Origin of the sequence: Parafrankia sp. FMc2, from assembly GCF_041008525.1 — a bacterium.
GTDB lineage: Bacteria > Actinomycetota > Actinomycetes > Frankiales > Frankiaceae > Parafrankia.
In genome coordinates, this window is record NZ_JBFLUG010000077.1 from 18,174 (window position 1) to 36,336 (window position 18,163).

An 18,163-nucleotide genomic window follows, 5' to 3' on the forward strand; every position below is an offset into this window, starting at 1 on the left:
AGGGGCCCCAGCCCGCTATCCGCCGCCAGCCGATAACCCTCAGCCACCCATCACTCTCCGTGCGGACAAGTTAACGTCACAAACGGGACACAGGCCGCCATAAGCCTCCAACCTGAACGGCCCACTTTCACCCTAGACATAACAATGCGTAGTAAGCACCCATCAATTGGCTACTTTCTGTACATCATCGATGTTCCCGAATGATGGCTCTATAAGGTGACTTCTCGCCCTTATGCCGCTCGCGCCTGAGGGCTTGGGGGCGAGGAGTTAGGTGACGACGTTCGCACCGGGTTCGGTGGTGGTGGTCCGGGACGAAGAATGGCTGGTCACAGGGGCTGAGCAGGGGGCGGACGGCTGGCGGCTGGAGGTGGTCGGCCTCGGCGAGCTCGTCCGGGAGACCACGGCGACCTTCTTCAGCCGGCTCGACCACATCGAGCTGCTGGACCCCCGCGAGGCGGAGCTGCTCCCCGACGGTTCTCCGCGGCACCGGCGCACCCGGCTGTGGCTGGAGGCGACCCTGCGCCGCACCCCGATGCCGGCCGGCGAGACGTCACTGACCGTGGCTGACGGGATGCTGGTGGATCGTCTCGACTACCAGCGACGGGCGGTCGCCCACGCGCTGTCCCCGGCGAACCTGCGGCCCCGGGTGCTCATCGCGGACGCCGTCGGCCTCGGCAAGACCCTGGAGATCGGGATGCTCCTCGCGGAGCTGACCCGGCGCGGGAGGGCCGACCGGGTGCTGGTGGTGACCCCGCGGCACGTGCTCGAGCAGATGCAGCACGAGCTGTGGTGCCGGTTCGGGTTGCCGCTCGTCCGGCTCGACAGCGACGGGCTGCAGCGGGTGCGGCAGAACCTGCCCGCGAGCCGGAATCCGTTCACGTTCTACCGCCGCATCATCGTCTCGATCGACACCTTGAAGTCGCCGCGTTACCGGTCCTTTCTGGAACGGCACCGCTGGGATGTCGTCGTCATCGACGAATCGCACAACCTGACGAACACCGGAACGCTGAACAACGAGCTCGCCCGGGTCCTTGCGCCGAACACGGAGGCGCTGGTCCTGGCGTCGGCGACGCCGCACAACGGGAAGAAGGAGTCGTTCGCGGAGCTGCTGCGGCTGCTCGACCCGACGGCTGTCGGCCCGGACGGCGAGTACGACGTCGCGGATGTGGAGCGGCTGTTCATCCGCCGGCACCGCCACTCCCCCGAGGTCGCCGCGGAGGTCGGCGCCGACTGGGCGCTGCGCCCCGAGCCGGTGGTGCTCCCGGTCGCCGCCTCGCCGGCGGAGGACGCGATCGCCACGGAGATCTCCCGGACCTGGCTGTACCCGCAGGGGGCGTCCCCGGTCGCGGGCCGCGGGTCGGCGCTGTTCCCGTGGACGTTGGCGAAGGCGTTCCTCTCCTCCCCCGCCGCCCTGCTGGAGACCACCGAGGCCCGCCTCAAGCGGCTCACCGCCCAGGACGGCGGCGATCACGAGCCGGAGCGGCGGGCCCTCGAACACCTGCGCGACCTCACCGAGCTGGCCCTGGCCGGGGAGAGCGCCAAGCTCACCGCGCTCGCCGAATACCTGCGCACCATCGGTGTCGGCACCCGCTCGACGACCCGCGCGGTGCTGTTCGCCGAGCGGGTCGCCACCCTGCGCTGGCTCGCCGGCGAGCTGCCCGAGCTTCTGGGCCTCGCCCGCGATCAGATCGCCGTCATGCACGGCGGCCTGCCGGACGTCGAGCAGGAGCGGATCGTCGACGACTTCAAGACGACGGCGAGCCCGGTCCGGCTGCTGATCACCGGGGACGTCGCCAGCGAGGGCGTCAACCTGCACGCGCAGTGCCACCACCTGATCCATGTCGACATCCCGTGGTCGTTGATCAGGATCGAGCAGCGCAACGGCCGGATCGACCGTTACGGGCAGAAGCATCCGCCGCAGATCACGGCGCTGGCGCTGGTGCCCTCCGACGACCGGTTCAGCGGCGACATTCGGGTGCTGCAGCGCCTGCTGGCCAAGGAGCATCTCGCCCACACCACGCTGGGTGACGCGGCGACGCTGATGCATCTGCATTCGGCGAGCGGTGAGGAGGACGCGATCCGGGACGCGCTCGCCCGCGGCCAGAACCTGGACGAGGTCGTGCCCGATCCGGGCGCGGGCCACGGAGCCGACGACTTCTTCGGCTCCTTCTTCGACGAGGATTTCGCCGCCGCCGGTGACGACCTGCCGCCGGTGCCCGCGGACCGGCCCCGCGAGTCGCTGTACCCCACCGACGCCGACTTCCTCGCCGACGCGGTCGCTGAGGTGTACAACGATCCCGCCCGCGCGCCGGACGACAAGGACCCGGCCCGCGGCGGTGTCGGCTGGAAGGTGTTCCGGGACAAGAGCCTGATCGCGCTGCGCCCGCCGCGCGACCTCCGGGTGCGCCTCGACGCGCTGCCGGCGTCGTACGTCGCCGAACGCGGGATCCGCGAGCAGCTGCTGCTCGCCGTCACGCCGTCGGTCGCGCTGGACGGCCTGCGCGCGGCCCGCGAGGGGCAGGCCGGCGGCGCCTCGGCCCAGTCGGCGCTGGTGACCGCGAGCGGGCCGAAGGGTCTCACCCCGGCGAAGCGCGCGGGACGTCCCACGAAGGCCCGTGAGGTCACCGCGCCGGCCCCGTCCACCTGGCCGGAGGCGCATTTCCTCTCCCCGCTGCACCCGGTGCTCGACTGGGCGGCGGACAAGGTGCTCGCGGCCGGCGGCCGCAATGAGGTGCCGCTGGTACGCGGGCCGGTGGACGTCCCGCGGGTGCTGGTGATCGCGACGCTGATGAACCGGCGCGGCCAGGTCGTGACCCGCCAGATGGTCTCCGTCGAGTTCCCGACCGGACGGGCCGACCTTCCGATCGCTCAGGTCGTCGAGGGGCTCGAACTGTTCGCGGGCACCGGGCTGATCCCCGGGCCCGGCGAGCGGGAACCGGCGGTGAACCCGGGTGCGGCGGCGGCCACCGACGAGCTGCGCGCGCTGGTCCCGGCCGCGATCGACGCGGCGGCCAGCACCCTCGACCTGGCCGAGGACGTCCAGCACTCCGACCTGGAACGGCGGCTGGCGGACTGGTCGAACCGGCGGACCCGCTGGCGGGAGCAGGCAGCCCAGCTGGAACTCGACATGACGGGGCCGGGGCTGGCGAAGGTCCGCCGCCTGTCGAAGCAGGTCGGCCTCGAGGAGGAGATCGCGCGCTCGCTGCGCGCCAGCCAGCGGCTGCTGCGCCCACTCGCCGTCGTGATCCCGGCGGCCACCAGCGGTTCCGGCAGCGGTTCCGGCAGCGGTTCCGGCAGCGAAAGCGACGGGGGGAACGTCTGATGCCCAGCTTCGACGCGGTGATCGTCGGCGAGTCGTGGATCTCCGAGCACTACCTGACCTCGGACGCCCGCACCGGCAGCTTCCTCGCCGAGGTGCTGGCCCTGCGCACCCGCTGGAAGGCCGAGGAGGACGACGGCCACCTCACCGCCCGCTCGGCGCTGCGCGACGCGGCGACACCGCTGGCGCGGCTGTTCGGCGGGCTGGGCGAACAGCCGTCCGACGAGGACGTGCGCGAGGTGCACCGGGAGGTGCGCCGGGCGCTGCGGCTCGACCGGGAGCCGACGCCCTGGGTATCGGACCGTTCCGGGGACGAGGTGCGGCTGCCCACCGCGGTGGTGCACCCCTCCCCCACCGGGACGGCGCTGATCATCCTGGAGGCCACCCCCGCCGGGGCCGTCGAGGACATCCTGACCACCCCCGACGCGGCCGGGCCGCGGGTCGGGCAGCTCCTCGACCCGGCGGTCGTCGACGGCAAGCCGCAGGCCTCCGTCGCGAAGGCCGTCTCCAGCGTGTTCCTGACCGACGACGCCCCGCCGCTCGTGCTGGTGCAGGCCGGTCGGTGGGTGCTGCTCGCCGAGCGGAGCCGATGGCCGGAGGGGCGCTGGCTCGCCGTCGACCTCGGTGTCGTCGTCGACCGCCGGGACGTCCGGGCGGCCGGCGAGCTGGAGCACGTCGCCGCCATGGCCGGGCCGGACCTGCTGCTGCCCGGCGACGACGGGGTGGCGCCGTGGCTGGGCCTGCTGGAGAAGTCGGTGCAGCACACCGTCGGGGTCTCCGCGGACCTGCGCGAAGGCGTCCGCCTGTCGGTGGAGATCGTCGCGAACGAGGTGGTGGCGCGGCGGCGGGCGGCCGGGCTGGACGTCCTCGACGTCGCGAACCTGGGCCGGGACCTGACCCGGCAGTCGCTGCGGTTCCTCTACCGCATCCTGTTCCTGCTGTACGCGGAGGCGTCGCCGCAGCTGGAGGTCCTGCCCGTCCAGGCTCCCGAGTACCAGGCCGGCTACGGGCTGGACCGGCTGCGCGACCTGATCCTCACCGACCTGTCGTCGGACCGGGCCCGCCGCGGCCGGCACCTCTACGAGTCGCTGCACCGCCTGTTCCTCCTCGTCGACCAGGGCCACACCACAGCTGCGGACGAGACCGCGGACGCGGGCGCGGGCGCGGAGTCAGGCGCCCCGGCCGGGGACGGGCTGGTGTTCCAGCCGCTGCGCTCCGACCTGTTCGCCGCCGACGCCACCGCGCTCATCGACGAGGTGGGCCTGGGCAACGAGGCGCTGCAGCGGGTGCTGCGCCACCTGCTGCTGACGAAGGTGAAGAAGGGCAGCGACCGCGGGTTCATCTCCTACGGCGAACTCGGCATCAACCAGCTCGGCGCCGTCTACGAAGGGCTGATGTCCTGGTCGGGAATCATCGCCGACACCGACCTGTACGAGGTCGCGAAGGGCGGCGACCCCTCCGGCGGCACCTGGCTGCTGCCCGCCGAGCGCGTCAACGACGTGCCCGCCGACTCGTTCGTCCTCGACCGCGACGAGAACACCGGCGAGCCGAAGCCGCGGCTGCACCCGCGCGGGTCGTTCGTCTACCGGCTCGCCGGTCGGGAACGGCAGCAGTCGGCGTCCTACTACACGCCGGAGGTCCTCACCCGCTCCGTCGTCCACCACGCGCTGGAGGAGCTGCTCGACCAGGACGGCGTGAAGACGCGGGCCGCGGACATCCTGACGATGACCATCTGCGAGCCGGCCCTCGGATCGGGCGCGTTCGCGATCGAGGCCGTCCGCCAGCTCGCCGCCGCCTACCTGGCCCGGGCGCAGGACGAACGCGGCGAGCGCATCCCCGCCGAGCAGTACCCGGCCGAACTGCAGCGGGTGAAGGCGTACCTGGCGCTGCACCAGGTGTACGGGGTGGACCTGAACGCCACCGCCGTCGAACTCGCCGAGGTCTCCCTGTGGCTCGACACCATGCAGGCCGGCCTGGCCGCCCCCTGGTTCGGCCTGCACCTGCGCCGCGGCAACAGCCTCATCGGCGCCCGCCGCGCCGTCTACGCCCCCGCGCTGCTGAAGAAGAAGGAATGGCTGACCACCGTTCCGACGGACATCCCCCTGCACGACCCTGAGCTGTCGGACAACTCAGTTCCTCCGACCGGTTCGGTGCCGCCGGTCGGCGCCGGCATCCACCACTTCCTGCTGCCGGCGGCGGGCTGGGGCGCGGTCGTCGACACCGCCGAGGCGAAGACGTACGCACCTGAGGCACGCGAACGGCTGCGGGCCTGGCGGGCCGGTGTGCTGCGCACCCCGGGCAAGGAGCAGCAGAACCGGCTGGCACGCCTGGCCCAGCGGGTCGAGGTGCTCTGGGAACTTTCCCGCCGCCGTCTGCAGATCGCCGAGGCCGGCATCCGCCGCGCCACCCCGGTGTGGGGCATGGACGGCTCCGCGGAACCGCCGGCCGAGCCGGTGACCCGCGAGCAGGTCGAGAAGGTTCTCAACGATCCGAACAGCGCCTACCGCCGCCTGCGCCGCGCGATGGACGCCTGGTGCGCTCTCTGGTCCTGGCCGCTGACCACCGACATTCCCGCCCCGGATCTGGACACCTGGCTCACCGGCCTGGAGGCCCTGCTCGGCAAGGCCACGAAGCCGGGACGCAACGAGAAGAACGGCCAGTCCGCCTTCGCCGACGATCTTTCGTGGGCCGGCCTCGACGACGCCGAAGAACTCGACCGCACCTTCGCCGCCGCGAGGCCCGTCGATGAGGCCCTACACGACATCCCCTGGCTCCGGGTGGCCGCGGAGATCGCCGACCGCCAAGGCTTCTTCCACTGGGAACTCGACTTCCCCCAGGTCTTCACCCGCGGCGGCTTCGACCTCCAGGCAGGAAACCCTCCCTGGGTACGCCCGGCCTGGGACGAAGCCGGCGTGCTCGCCGAGCACGACCCCTGGTGGGCTCTCGTTCCCACCGCGGCCGAGCGAGACAAGACCGAGCGCCGCAAGCGCGGCTTCCACCTGCCCGGCGCCGAGACCTGGTACCTCGACCAGCGCACAGAACAGGCCGGCCTCAACGCCCACCTCGGCAGCCCGGTCGACCGCCCCCTCCTCCACGGCCTCCAGCCCGACCTCTACCGCTGCTTCATGGACCGCACCTGGCGCTCCATGCACCGAGCCGGAATCATCTCCCTCATCCACCCAGAATCACACTTCACTGAACTACGGGCAGCAGCCCTCCGAAAAGAAACATACAGAAGATTTCGCCGTCATTGGCAGTATCGTAACGAACGAAAAATATTCACCGAAATTAAAGACACACGAACATTTGGGATACACGTATACGGTACCCAAAAAGAAAATATCAACTTCCTTCAAGCTAACTGGATATACGAACCATCAACAGTCGACAGATCATTCACGCATGATGGATCTGGCCAGGAGCCGGGAGTCAAAGACGCGACTGGAAAATGGGACACCCGGCCCCACCGATCCCGGATCACGAAGGTCGACAGGGAGACGCTCCAGACCTGGGCGGATCTGCTGGACGAGCCCGAGACACCGTACGACCAGGCCAGGATGCTATTCCCGATCAACGCCGCCAGCGCAGCCGTCCTCGCGAGGCTCGCCCACGCTCCACGCCTCGGCGATCTCGAAATCTCTTGGACACGAGGCTGGGAAGAAGACAGGGATCGAAAACTAGGCTTTTTTGAGCGCCGCCCGACCGTACCGTCGACGTGGTCGGACGTGATCCTACAGGGCCCGCACATGACTGTGGCGACACCGATCGCGCAACAACCAAACGCGACAGCGAAGAGCAACGTGGATAACGCACCCATCGACCCGGAGAAAATCACCGAGGATTTCATTCCAAGAACCACCTACCAGCGAGCCAGACCCGCCGTCGAGTACCGCGCCGCCTATCCCCAGTGGGACGGTCGGCCGAGTGGCGAAAGCTACCGGCTGGCCTGGCGGGAGATGGCAGACTCCGCGACCGTACGCACCCTCCAGCCCGCCCTCCTGTCCCCGGGCCCGACTCACGTCCATGCCGTGAACAGCATCTCCACCCCGGATCATCGTGATCTTGTGGTGGCCACCGGGACGGCGTCCTCTCTGATCGCCGACTTCTTCATCAAGAACGGGAGCTCCAGCCACATCCAGCTTTCGACGATGACGAAGCTGCCGCACGTGCGCGGACATGCGCTGGAAGCAGAGTTGGTACTGCGGACGTTGCGGTTGAACTGTCTGGTGCGGCCGTATGCGCCGCTGTGGGGGGAGCTTTGGGCGCCTGCGTGGCGGGAGGACCGGTGGGTGCCTGGGGTTGGGGTGGCCTACCGGGATCGGGCGGAGATCGGGGAGGTCTCGGCGGAGTGGGAGTGGGCCACGCCGTTGCGGCGGGCGGCGGATCGGCGGCAGGCGTTGGTGGAGATCGACGCAATCGTGGCCATCATGCTCGGGCTGACTGCTGACGAGCTGGTCACCGTCTACCGGACGCAGTTCCCTGTGCTGCAGGATTACGAGCGCAAGGCGCGGTACGACTCGTTCGGGCGGCAGCTGCCGGCTGATCTGGCCAAGCAGCTCGACAAGGCGACCGCGGCCGGGGAGCGGGTCCACACGCTCAACGGGCCCGACCGGAACTACGCCGGGCCGTTCAGCGGGGTGAACCGGGAGACCGACCTGCGCATCGCGCACGAGCACTTCAGCCGGCTGACCGCCGAGCGGGAGGCGAAGAAGGCGCAGGCCGAGGCACACGGGCAGCTGCCCGGATGACCGCCCCGCTGCTGCCGTCCTTGCAGGCGGCTGACCTGCGCCGTGCCCTGACGGACTATCTGGCGACCACGTTCGCGCTGACCGACGACGACGTCCGTGCCGCGTTGACGACGTTCCTCGGTGACCCGGAGGAGGGTATTTTCCGCGGTCCGTACGCCCGGCTGCGGTTGCCGTTCCGGCCGGCGGACGGGGCGTGGGCGGAGCCGCTGGACTGGTGGCCGCGGGATTTCGTCCCGTATGTGCATCAGGCGCAGGCGTTCGAGCGGCTGTCGTCGAAGCACGGGCGGCCGCGGCCGACGATCGTCACGACGGGTACCGGGTCGGGTAAGACGGAGGCGTTCCTCGTCCCGATCATCGATCATGCGCTGCGGATGCGGCGGCAGGGGCAGCGCGGGGTGAAGGCGCTGATCCTCTACCCGATGAACGCGCTGGCGAACGACCAGGCGGGCCGGCTCGCCGGGATGCTGGTCGGTGATCCGCGCCTCGGCGGGCTGACCGCCGGCATCTACACCGGGGAGCAGCAGGGCCAGCGCACGCAGGTCAGCCAGGCGGGCCTGATCACCTCCCGGGAGGTGATGCGCTCCGATCCGCCGGACATCCTGCTGACGAACTACAAGATGCTCGACCACCTGCTGCTGCGTGCCAACGACCGCGGCCTGTGGGACGGCGCGCAGGCGTCCCTCGCCTACGTGTGCCTGGACGAGTTCCACACCTACGACGGCGCGCAGGGCACCGATGTGGCGATGCTGCTGCGCCGGCTCGGGTCGATGCTGGGTGTGGCGCGGCCCGGTGCGCCCCTGGGTGACGTGGTGCCGGTCGCCACCTCCGCGACGCTCGGCGCCGACAGCGCCGCAGAAACGGATGACGCCGAGAACGCGGACGACGCCGCGCCGGAAGGCGAGCGCGAGGACGGCGGGGCGGACGGGTCGTTCGCCGCGATGCGGGTGTTCGCCGAGACTGTCTTCGGCCGCCGGTTCGAGGCGGACGCGGTGGTGGTCGAGCAGCGGATGGCGCCGGACGACTGGCGCCGCGAGCACAGCCGCCCGACGCCCGACGTGTCGATCCGGCGGCTGCCGGATACCCGGCTGCTCGCCGAAACTGTCCGCGCGGCCGTTGCGGAGGGCCCGGAGCAGGTCGCCGACGCGCTGCTCGGTGCGCTGGTCGCCCGGGACGGCGACGGGGCCGAGTTCGCCGCCGCCGAGATCCGCCGGCTGCGCCGCGGTGACCGGCTTCCCGCCGTCCTGGCGGCGCATCCGCTGACCGAGGGGCTGCTCGCCGCGGCGCTGCGTCCGACGTCGATGCGGGACATCGCGAGGGAGATGCTGCCCGACGACACCAGCCCGGGGCGGGCGGACGGGATGGCCGTCGTCGAGGCCTACCTCGGGCTGCTCTCCCAGGCCCGGGCGCGGGCGAACGCTGAGCCGGCGGTGGGCCGCCGGCTGCTGGGGGTGGACACGCAGCTGTGGGTGCGGGAGGTGACCCGCATCGACCGGCGGGTGTCGCCCACCGCGGCGTTCCGCTGGTCGGACGACGGGGCGCACGCCGATCTCGACCTGTACCTGCCGGCGTTGTACTGCCGGCACTGCGGCCGGGCCGGGTGGGGGGCGCTGCGCACCCTGGTGGGGCGGGCGATCGACTCCTCGGAGACGACTGTCCGGCGGGCCTCGCGGGCCGGTGACCAGCGCTTCCGGGCGCTGCTGCACGCCCCGGGAGAGGCCGCCGCCGTGATCGCCGCCGCCGACACCGCCGATGCCGACACCGCCGCCGACCCCGCCGGCACCGCCTATGCCCACACCGTGGAAGCGGCCGGAACGGCCGGCGGGACAGCCGCCGAGGCAGCGGGTGGCGGCGGGGCGACGTCCGTCGAGGGCCTGCTGTGGCTGGACACGTCGACGCTGATTCTCACCGCGCAGCCGGCGGCCGACGGGGAGCCGGACGAGAGCACCCACATCCCGGTGCTGACCGCCTGGGATGACGACACCGGGGCGCGGGCGCAGACCTGCCCGTCGTGCCGGCAGCCGGACGGCATCCGCTTCCTCGGCAGCGGGGTGTCGACGCTGACGTCGGTGACGCTGTCCGCGCTGTTCGGGTCGGCGCATCTGGACAGCGCGGAGAAGAAGACGCTGCTGTTCACCGACAGTGTGCAGGACGCGGCGCACACGGCGGGGTTCGTCCAGGCCCGGTCGCATGCGCTGAGCCTGCGGGCGGCGCTGTTCGACACGATCGAGCACGGCGGGCCGCTGGCCGTCGCCGACCTGGCCCGGGAGGCGATGGAGCGGGCCGGGGACGACCCGGTGCGCCGCTACCGGCTGGTGCCGCCCGCGCTGGCGGAGTGGGCGGCGTTCCGCGGCTACTGGCAGCCGGGCGGCGGGAGATCGGAGCAGAACCGGGCCCGGCAGTTCGTCGAGCGGCGCCTCGCGTTCGACGCGGCGCTGGAGTTCGGGCTCAACGCCCGCACCGGGCGCACCCTGGAGCTGACCGGGGCGGCCGTCGCCGAGGTCGACACCGGCCACGGTGAGGCGCTGGCCCGGGTGGCGGGCCGGGCGGTGGCGCGGGCCCGCCAGCAGCATTCGCTGTCGGCGGAGAACGACGAGGCGCTCGGTGCGGCACTCGACGACGCCCAGCTGGTGGCGTGGGCGCGGGGTGTGCTGGAGCGGGTCCGGGTGCAGGGCGGGATCTGGCATCGCTGGCTGGAGTCGTTCGTCGAACATGACGGCAACCGCTGGTTCCTCACCGGGGGCCGGCGCGCGGCGCGCGGTGAGGGGCTGCCGGCGTTCCCGCCGGGCCGGCCGGCGCCGACGTTCCCGACGACGGGGCGGACCTCCGAGCGGACGGCGACGTTCGACAGCATCACCGGGCCGGTCTCCTGGTATGCCCGCTGGGCGCAACGCCAGCTGCGCTTGACGGCACGCGACGGCGGGCTGGTGACCCGGGCGCTGCTGGAGGAGATGGCCGACGCGGGCTGGCTGTCGCGGCGGCGCACGGAGACGAACGCGACGGTCTTCCTGCTCGACCCGGCGCAGGTCGTGGTCAGCGCGGCCGACTCGGACGGGCTCGCGGCGGGGGCGCTGGCGCTGCGCTGCGACGTCTGCCAGACGCTCACCCCGGGCACCCGGCGCACCGTCGACGACCTGGCGGACGCCGCCTGCCTGCGCCAGGCCTGCCCGGGTCACCTGCGCCGGGCCCCGCGCGGCGACGACTACTACCGGCACCTGTACCGCAGCGTCGACATGCGCCGGGTGGTGGCGCACGAGCACACCTCGCTGCTGCCGGACGACGTCCGCCTCGACGTGGAGCGGCAGTTCCGCGAGGGTGGCGGGCCGGCGGTGCCGAACGTGCTGGCGGCGACGCCGACGCTGGAGCTGGGCATCGACATCGGCGACCTGTCGACGGTGATGCTCGGGTCGCTGCCGCGCACCGTCGCCTCCTATGTGCAGCGGGTCGGGCGGGCCGGGCGGCTGACGGGGAACGCGCTGGTCCTGGCCTATGTGAAGGGCCGGGGGCACGACACACAGCGCCTCGCCGACCCGCTGGCGCTCATCGACGGCGATGTCCGGCCGCCGGCGACCTACCTGGACGCGGTGGAGATCCTGGAACGCCAGTACGTGGCCTGGCTGGTGGACCGGCGTTCCCGCGCCGGCGCCCAGGATCCGCAGACCGCCGCCGGGGTGTTCCCCGAAGCGGGCTGGGCACCGGGCACCTGGCTCGGCGACCTGCTCGCCGACGCCGAGGCGAACGCGGCGGCCTACACCGACGAGTTCCTGGCCCTGTTCGGCGCGGCCGTGCGCCAGGACACCGCCGACCATCTGCGCACCTGGGCCGGTGCGGCCCCGGGCGTGCCCTCGGTGCCGGAGAGGACCGCCCCGGAGACGACTGCCCTGGAGACGACCGAGCCGGCCGACGGACCAGCCGACGAAGCGGCCGACGAAGCGGTCTCCGGGCTGGCGAGGCTGCTGCGGCGGGCGGCGGTCGAGTACCGGCGGGAGGCCGACGAGCTGAGCCATCGGCGGGGTGCGCTGCAGGACAGCCTGCCCGAGCTGGCCGCCGCCGCGAACCGCCCGACCGCCACCGCCGACGACGTCACCGCGCACCGGCTGGCCAAGGCCGAGCTGCGGTTCCTGCGCGACCGGCGGCAGGCGCTGGGCACCCAGTTCTGGGTCGGCGCGCTGGAGGAACGCGGGGTGCTGCCGAACTACACCCTGCTCGACGACACCGTCACCCTCGACGTCGCCCTGCAGTGGATGGACCAGGACACCCACGAGTACCACGAGGAGCCGCGCAGCTATCAGCGCGGCAGCGCGCTCGCGCTCACCGAGTGGGCGCCGGGCGCCACCTTCTACGCCCAGGCGACAGCCGTGCGGATCGACGCCGTCAGCGTCGGCACCGACCTCGACGGGCTGCTGCAGACCTGGCGGGTCTGCCCGTCCTGCGGCTGGTCGCGGGTGCACCGGCACTCCCAGGGTGACGAGCCGGCCGTGCCGGCCACCTGCCCGCGCTGCGGCGACGCCGGGATCACCGACACCGGGCAGGCACTGCCGGTGCTGCCGCTGGAGAAGGTCTCCGCGCAGGTGTCGCGGGACGCGGCGACCATCTCCGACGCGCACGACGACCGCGAGCGGCTGCCGTTCACCGTCGTCGCCGCCGCCGACGTCGACCCGGCGCAGATCAGCGACGCCTGGCATCTCGACGGCTATCCGTTCGGCGCCGAGTACGTCCGCCAGCTGGAGGTGCGCTGGGTCAACGTGGGGCGGGCCGGGGAGCAGGGGCCGGAGCGGATGCTGGCCGGCACCGCGGTGCGGGCGCCGCTGTTCCTGCTCTGCCCCGGCTGCGGGATCGTGCCGGCGGCGCAGCTCGGGGTGCGCGACCCGCAGCAGGCCCGGCACCGGGCCTGGTGCCCGCACCGCACCCGCATCGACGTTCCGTGGCGGGAGCTGGCGCTCGGGCGGTCGCTGCGCACCCAGGGCGTGCGGATCCTGCTGCCGCCGCAGTTCACCCTGGACCAGTTCGCCGGGCCGTCGTTCCGGGCGGCGCTGCTGCTCGGCCTGCGCGAGCTGCTCGGCGGCGCGCCGGATCACCTCGACGTCCTGGAGGTGCGGATGCCGGTCGGCGGCAGTGAGCGCACGGCGCTGCTGCTGCACGACCGGGTCCCCGGCGGGACGGGCTACCTCGCCGACCTGGCCCGGCCGAGCCGGGTGCGGGAGCTGCTCGCCGCCGCCCTGGCCGTGGTCGCCGACTGCGGGTGCGCCGAGGAGGGGCTGCTGGCCTGCTCCCGGTGCCTGCTGCCGTTCAGCCCACCGGGGCTCGTCGAGCGGACGTCCCGCGCGCGGGCCGAGCAGATGCTCACCGAGGTGCTCGGCGACGGGTGGGAGCCGGTCGGGCTGCGGTCGGTCGCCGACATCCCGCTGCCGTCCCTGGACAGCGCGCTGGAGCTGCGGTTCCGGCGGACGTTCACCGACGCGCTGCGTGCCCGCGGGGCGAGTGTGCGGGAGATCCCGCAGCTGACCGGGACGGAGCTGCGGTTCGGGGTGCCGGGCACCGTGCACCGCCGCTGGACGCTGCGCCCGCAGGTCCGGGTCAACGGCTGCCGGCCCGACTTCGAGCTGCTCTGCGAGGATCCGCAGGTGCCGCGCGTCTACATCTTCACCGACGGCCGGACCTGGCACGCCACTCCCGCCCACAACCGGATCGCCGACGATGCGGCGAAACGCGCCGCGCTGCGCGAGGCGGGGCATGTGGTGTGGGCGGTCACCGACAACGACGTCGCGGTCTTCGAGGCGCTGGCCCGCGGTGAGCGGGCGACGGCGGCCGGTGCCGCCTGGTACGACGACGACGTCCGGCACCGGCTCGTGCCGCTGCGCGCCAAGCGGATCCCCGCCGGTTCCGTGTCGGACGGGCTGGCCACCGCGGACGCCGTCACCCAGCTGCTCGACTGGGTGACGGAGCCGCGGCGGGACGCCTGGCGGGCCCTCGCCGACGGGCTGCCGTTCGCGCTGTTCGACGCCCGGCCGGCGCCGATCGCGAGCCGTTCGGCACTGGCCGGGCTCGCCGCGGCGGCGCTGGACCCACAGGCGGCTCCGGACCCCCGTGCGGGACGCGGCGCGGCCGGTGACCTGCGGGGCTGGGTCTGGCGGCGCGGCGGGCTGGCCGTGGCCTCGGCCGGCTGGCCGCAGGCACCGCACGACATCGGCTGCGTGCTCGTTCTCGACGACCGCGACGAGGGCCTGACCAGCGAGGCCGGCGAACGGGCGTGGCGCAGCTGGCTGGCGTTGTCGAACGTCCTCGGCCACGCGAGCCGCACCGCGCTGTCGCTGGCGCTGTCGCAGAGCAACGGCGAACAGCCCGCGGGCGGCGCCCAGCCGGACACCGAGACGGACACGGTCGAGGAGACCACAGCGGTGACGTCGCGGGCGGATGCTCTCTCGCCGCCGTGGGCCGACCTCGTCCTCAACGCGCTCGACGACGCCGAGAAGACCCTGCTGCGCGGGCTGGCCCAGGCCGGCGTGCCGCTGCCCGAGCAGGGCCATGAGACAGCCGGCGGCTACCCGCTCGACCTCGCCTGGCCGGACGCGCGGGTCGCCGTCCTCGTACACCCCGAGGATGTCGACGCGGACCTGCGGGCCGAGCTCACCGGCGACGGATGGCGGATCGCCGACCCCGACTCGGCGCAGGTCGCCGCCCTGCTGGCAACGGGAGGAACCAGATGAGCAACATCACCATGTCCCGGCAGTTCCGCAGGCGGCTGGACATCGACGGGTCGCTCAAGCAGCGGGCCTGGGACTTCCTGACCAAGCTGATGGCCGACCCGGCCAGCCCCGGCCTGCACATCGAGCCGATCAGGAACTCGGCCGACCCGCGGGTGCGCACGGGGCGGGTCAACGACAACTTCCGTGCCGTCATGTTCCTGGTCGCCGAATCACCGGAGCCGCACTTCGTGCTCGCGGCCGTCGCCAAGCACGACGAGGCGAACGCGCTGGCGCAGCGCCTCGTCCTGACCACGAACCCGGTCAGCGGCGTCCTGGAGGTGATCGAGAACGCGGAGCCGGTCCTCCCCACCATGCCGCCGCCCGGCCGGGAGCGCGGCGCCCGGGGATGGGTTCCGCAGGGTCCGCTGGCCGGTTTCACGCCAGGGGAGCTGGAAGATCTCGGCCTCTCCGCCACACTCGCCCGGCGGGCCGTGAACTGCCCGGACGAGGACGCGCTGGTGGCCGCCGCGGGCGACGAGGGAGTGCCGCCGTGGCAGGCCGACGCACTGCTCGCCCTCGCCACCGGCACGCCGATCGACCAGATCCACGAACAGCTCGGCCTGGCGGACCAGGAGACCGAGCAGATCCCCGCGCAGCCCGACAGCGCCGAGGCCCCCGCCAGCCCCGAAGCCCCGGCCAGGCCGGCGAGCGACGCCGACGTCGCCGCGGCGCTGCGGCGGCCCAGCACGCTGATGGACTTCGTGCACATCGAGACCGACAGCGAGCTGCGGCGGGTTCTCGACGGCAGCTTCGCCGAGTGGCGGGTCTTCCTGCACCCCGAGCAGCGCCGGTACGCCTATGTGAAGACCAGCGGCGCCTACCGGCTCTCCGGCGGGGCCGGCACCGGCAAGACCGTCGTCGCGCTGCACCGGGCCCGCCGCCTCGCGACCGCGCCGACCACACCGACCACGGCAGCCGCGGCGGGGGCGCCGCGGGTCGTGCTCACCACGTTCACCCGGAACCTGGCCGACAACCTCGCCCAGGACCTGCGGACCCTGGACGCCTCGGTGTGGCAGGGCCGGCTCGGCCAGGCCGGGGTGACCGTCCGCGGGATCGACCAGCTCGCCCTGGACGTGCTCAATCTCGTGCCCGCCGACATCCGGGCCGCCACCGGGGGTGATCTGCTCTCCGCCGGGGCCGTCCCGAGGCCGCTGTCCGATGCCGACGAGCGCATCCTGTGGACGGACGCGGCCCGCGCCGCGGGCCTCACCGGCGACCTCGCCCGGCCCGTGTTCCTGCGCGGCGAGTACCGCATGGTCGTCCTGGCGAACGATCTGACCACTCGTGCCCAGTACCTGCGGGTGCCCCGGCCCGGACGCGGCACCCGCCTCACCCGCGCCCAGCGGATGGCGATCTGGGACGCGGTGGAGGCGTACCGCCGCCAGCTCGCACTGGGCCAGACGGCGAGCTTCGCCGAGATCGCCGTCCTCGCCGCCCGCTGCGCCGACGTCCACGCCGAGGCCGGCGGCCCGCGGCCCGCGGATCACGTCATCGTCGACGAGGCCCAGGACCTGCACCCCGGCCACTGGCGGCTGCTGCGCGCCCTCGTCGCCGACGGCCCCGACGACCTGTTCCTCGCCGAGGACTCCCACCAGCGCATCTACGGGGAGAAGGTGGTCCTCGCCCGCTACGGCATCCAGGTGCGGGGCCGCAGCCGGCGGCTGACCCTCAACTACCGGACCACCGCGCAGAACCTGCGGTTCGCGGTCGGCATCCTCGCCGGCGACACCGGCGTCACCGACCTGGAGGGCGACGCCGAGGCCACCAGCGGCTACCGGTCGGCGATGAGCGGCCCGCCGCCGTTCCTGCGCCGCTGCTCCGGGCTCACCGAGGAGCTCGACGTCACCGCCGACACGCTGCGCGGCTGGCTCGCCCCACCGGCCCGCAACGGCAACGGCAACGGCAACGGGTCGAGTTCGGGAGCCGGGACAGCCGGCGGGACCGACGGCGGGCAGGGCGGGGTGGAGGCCGGCAGCATCGGCATCCTCACCCGCAGTGCCCGGGAACGCGACATCGTGGCGCAGGGGCTGCGCGACCGCGGGATACCCGCCCAGGTGATCGCCGGGCACGCTCTGCCCGGTCACGCCGGCGGCCGGGACACCCACCGGTCGGACGCACCCCGGCTCATGACCATGCACCGCGCCAAGGGGCTCGAGTTCAGCCGGGTGGTGCTGTTCGGCATCGACCACCGCAGCGTCCCGTCCGAACGGGTGCTCGCCACCGAACCCGACGACGAACGGCAGGACACCCTGGCCCGCGAGCGTTTCCTGCTCTACGTCGCCGCGTCCCGCGCCCGCGACATGCTCGTCGTCGTCTGGGCCGGTGCCGCCTCGCCGTTCCTGCCCGTCCAGGCGTCGGGGAGCTGAGCGTGCCGGGACGGCGGACGGTCATCGCGGGGCGGTACGAACTGACCATGCCGATCAGCCGCGGGGGGATGGGTGAGGTCTGGCACGGCTACGACACCGTTCTCGACCGCGACATCGCGGTCAAGCTGATCAGGACGGACATCATCGAGTCCGTCGGCCGCGCCGGGTTCGTCAGCCGGTTCCGCCGGGAGGCGCGGGTCACCGCGAAGATCGAGCACCCCGGCGTGCCGACCGTCTACGACGCTGCCTTCGACGAGACGTCCGACCTGTTCTACCTCGCGATGCAGCTCGTCCACGGAGTGTCCCTCGCCGACATCCGCAACGAGCACGACGGGCCGATCCCGCTCGACTGGGTCGTGTGCATCGCCGCGCAGATCTGCGCGGTGCTGTCGCACGCGCATGCGATCCCGGTCATCCACCGCGATCTCAAACCGCAGAACGTGATGGTCGACCGGGTGGGCACGGTCAAGGTGCTCGACTTCGGCATCGCCACCGTGCTCGGCACCGACGTCACCCGGCTCACCACCACCGGGCAGATGCTCGGGACCAGGCCGTACATGTCACCCGAGCAGATCAGGAGCACCCCGGTCAGCCCCCGCAGCGACCTCTACTCGCTGGGCTGCCTGCTGCACGAGCTGCTGACCGGGCAGCGGGTTTTCCACGCCACGAACGAGGTGTCGCTGATCTACCAGCACCTGCACACCCCGCCGACGCCCGTGCGGGCGCTGCGCCCGGACGTCCCGGCCGGGCTGGAGTCGCTCATCCTCGATCTGCTGGCGAAGGAGGCCGTCGACCGGCCGGCGGACGCCTGGGCGGTGCATGATCGCCTTGCGCCGTTCCTGCCCGCCGCCGAGCCTGGCGGACCCGACTACGCCGGCATACCAGGCGCGCTGCCCGACCCGACCCGCCCGTACCTTTGTCTTCACCCACTCGTACGTAACCCACCAAACAAATAAATTTTCACATCGTTATCGATCTCCTCTTTTT

The 18,163-nt window shown here is 72.7% G+C and carries 5 protein-coding genes; all 5 read left to right on the forward strand.

Going from position 1 to position 18,163, the window contains the following annotated elements; genetic code table 11:
• Nucleotides 1-271 precede the first annotated feature (271 nt).
• The 5 genes from AB1460_RS23255 to AB1460_RS23275 are packed head-to-tail and all read left to right on the forward strand — an operon-like array spanning nucleotide 272 to nucleotide 18,132.
• A complete protein-coding gene (locus AB1460_RS23255; protein WP_368964084.1) occupies nucleotides 272-3,322 on the forward strand; it encodes a helicase-related protein in 3,051 nt (1,016 codons plus the stop codon).
• The gene (locus AB1460_RS23260) at nucleotides 3,322-8,067 is read left to right on the forward strand and encodes an Eco57I restriction-modification methylase domain-containing protein (RefSeq protein WP_368964085.1); all 4,746 of its coding nucleotides are present in this window, start codon (nucleotides 3,322-3,324) and stop codon (nucleotides 8,065-8,067) included. The genes AB1460_RS23255 and AB1460_RS23260 overlap by 1 nt, the downstream gene beginning before the upstream one ends.
• Nucleotides 8,064-14,771 (forward strand): DEAD/DEAH box helicase, encoded by a 6,708-nt coding sequence (locus AB1460_RS23265; protein ID WP_368964087.1) that lies wholly within the window; start codon nucleotides 8,064-8,066, stop codon nucleotides 14,769-14,771. Before AB1460_RS23260 ends, AB1460_RS23265 begins: the two co-directional genes overlap by 4 nt.
• Nucleotides 14,768-17,176 (forward strand): 3'-5' exonuclease, encoded by a 2,409-nt coding sequence (locus AB1460_RS23270; RefSeq protein WP_368964089.1) that lies wholly within the window; start codon nucleotides 14,768-14,770, stop codon nucleotides 17,174-17,176. The genes AB1460_RS23265 and AB1460_RS23270 overlap by 4 nt, the downstream gene beginning before the upstream one ends.
• A 2-nt stretch (nucleotides 17,177-17,178) precedes the next feature.
• Complete coding sequence (locus AB1460_RS23275) at nucleotides 17,179-18,132, forward strand: serine/threonine-protein kinase (RefSeq protein WP_368964091.1); 954 nt, start codon at nucleotides 17,179-17,181, stop codon at nucleotides 18,130-18,132.
• Nucleotides 18,133-18,163: the final 31 nt, after the last annotated feature.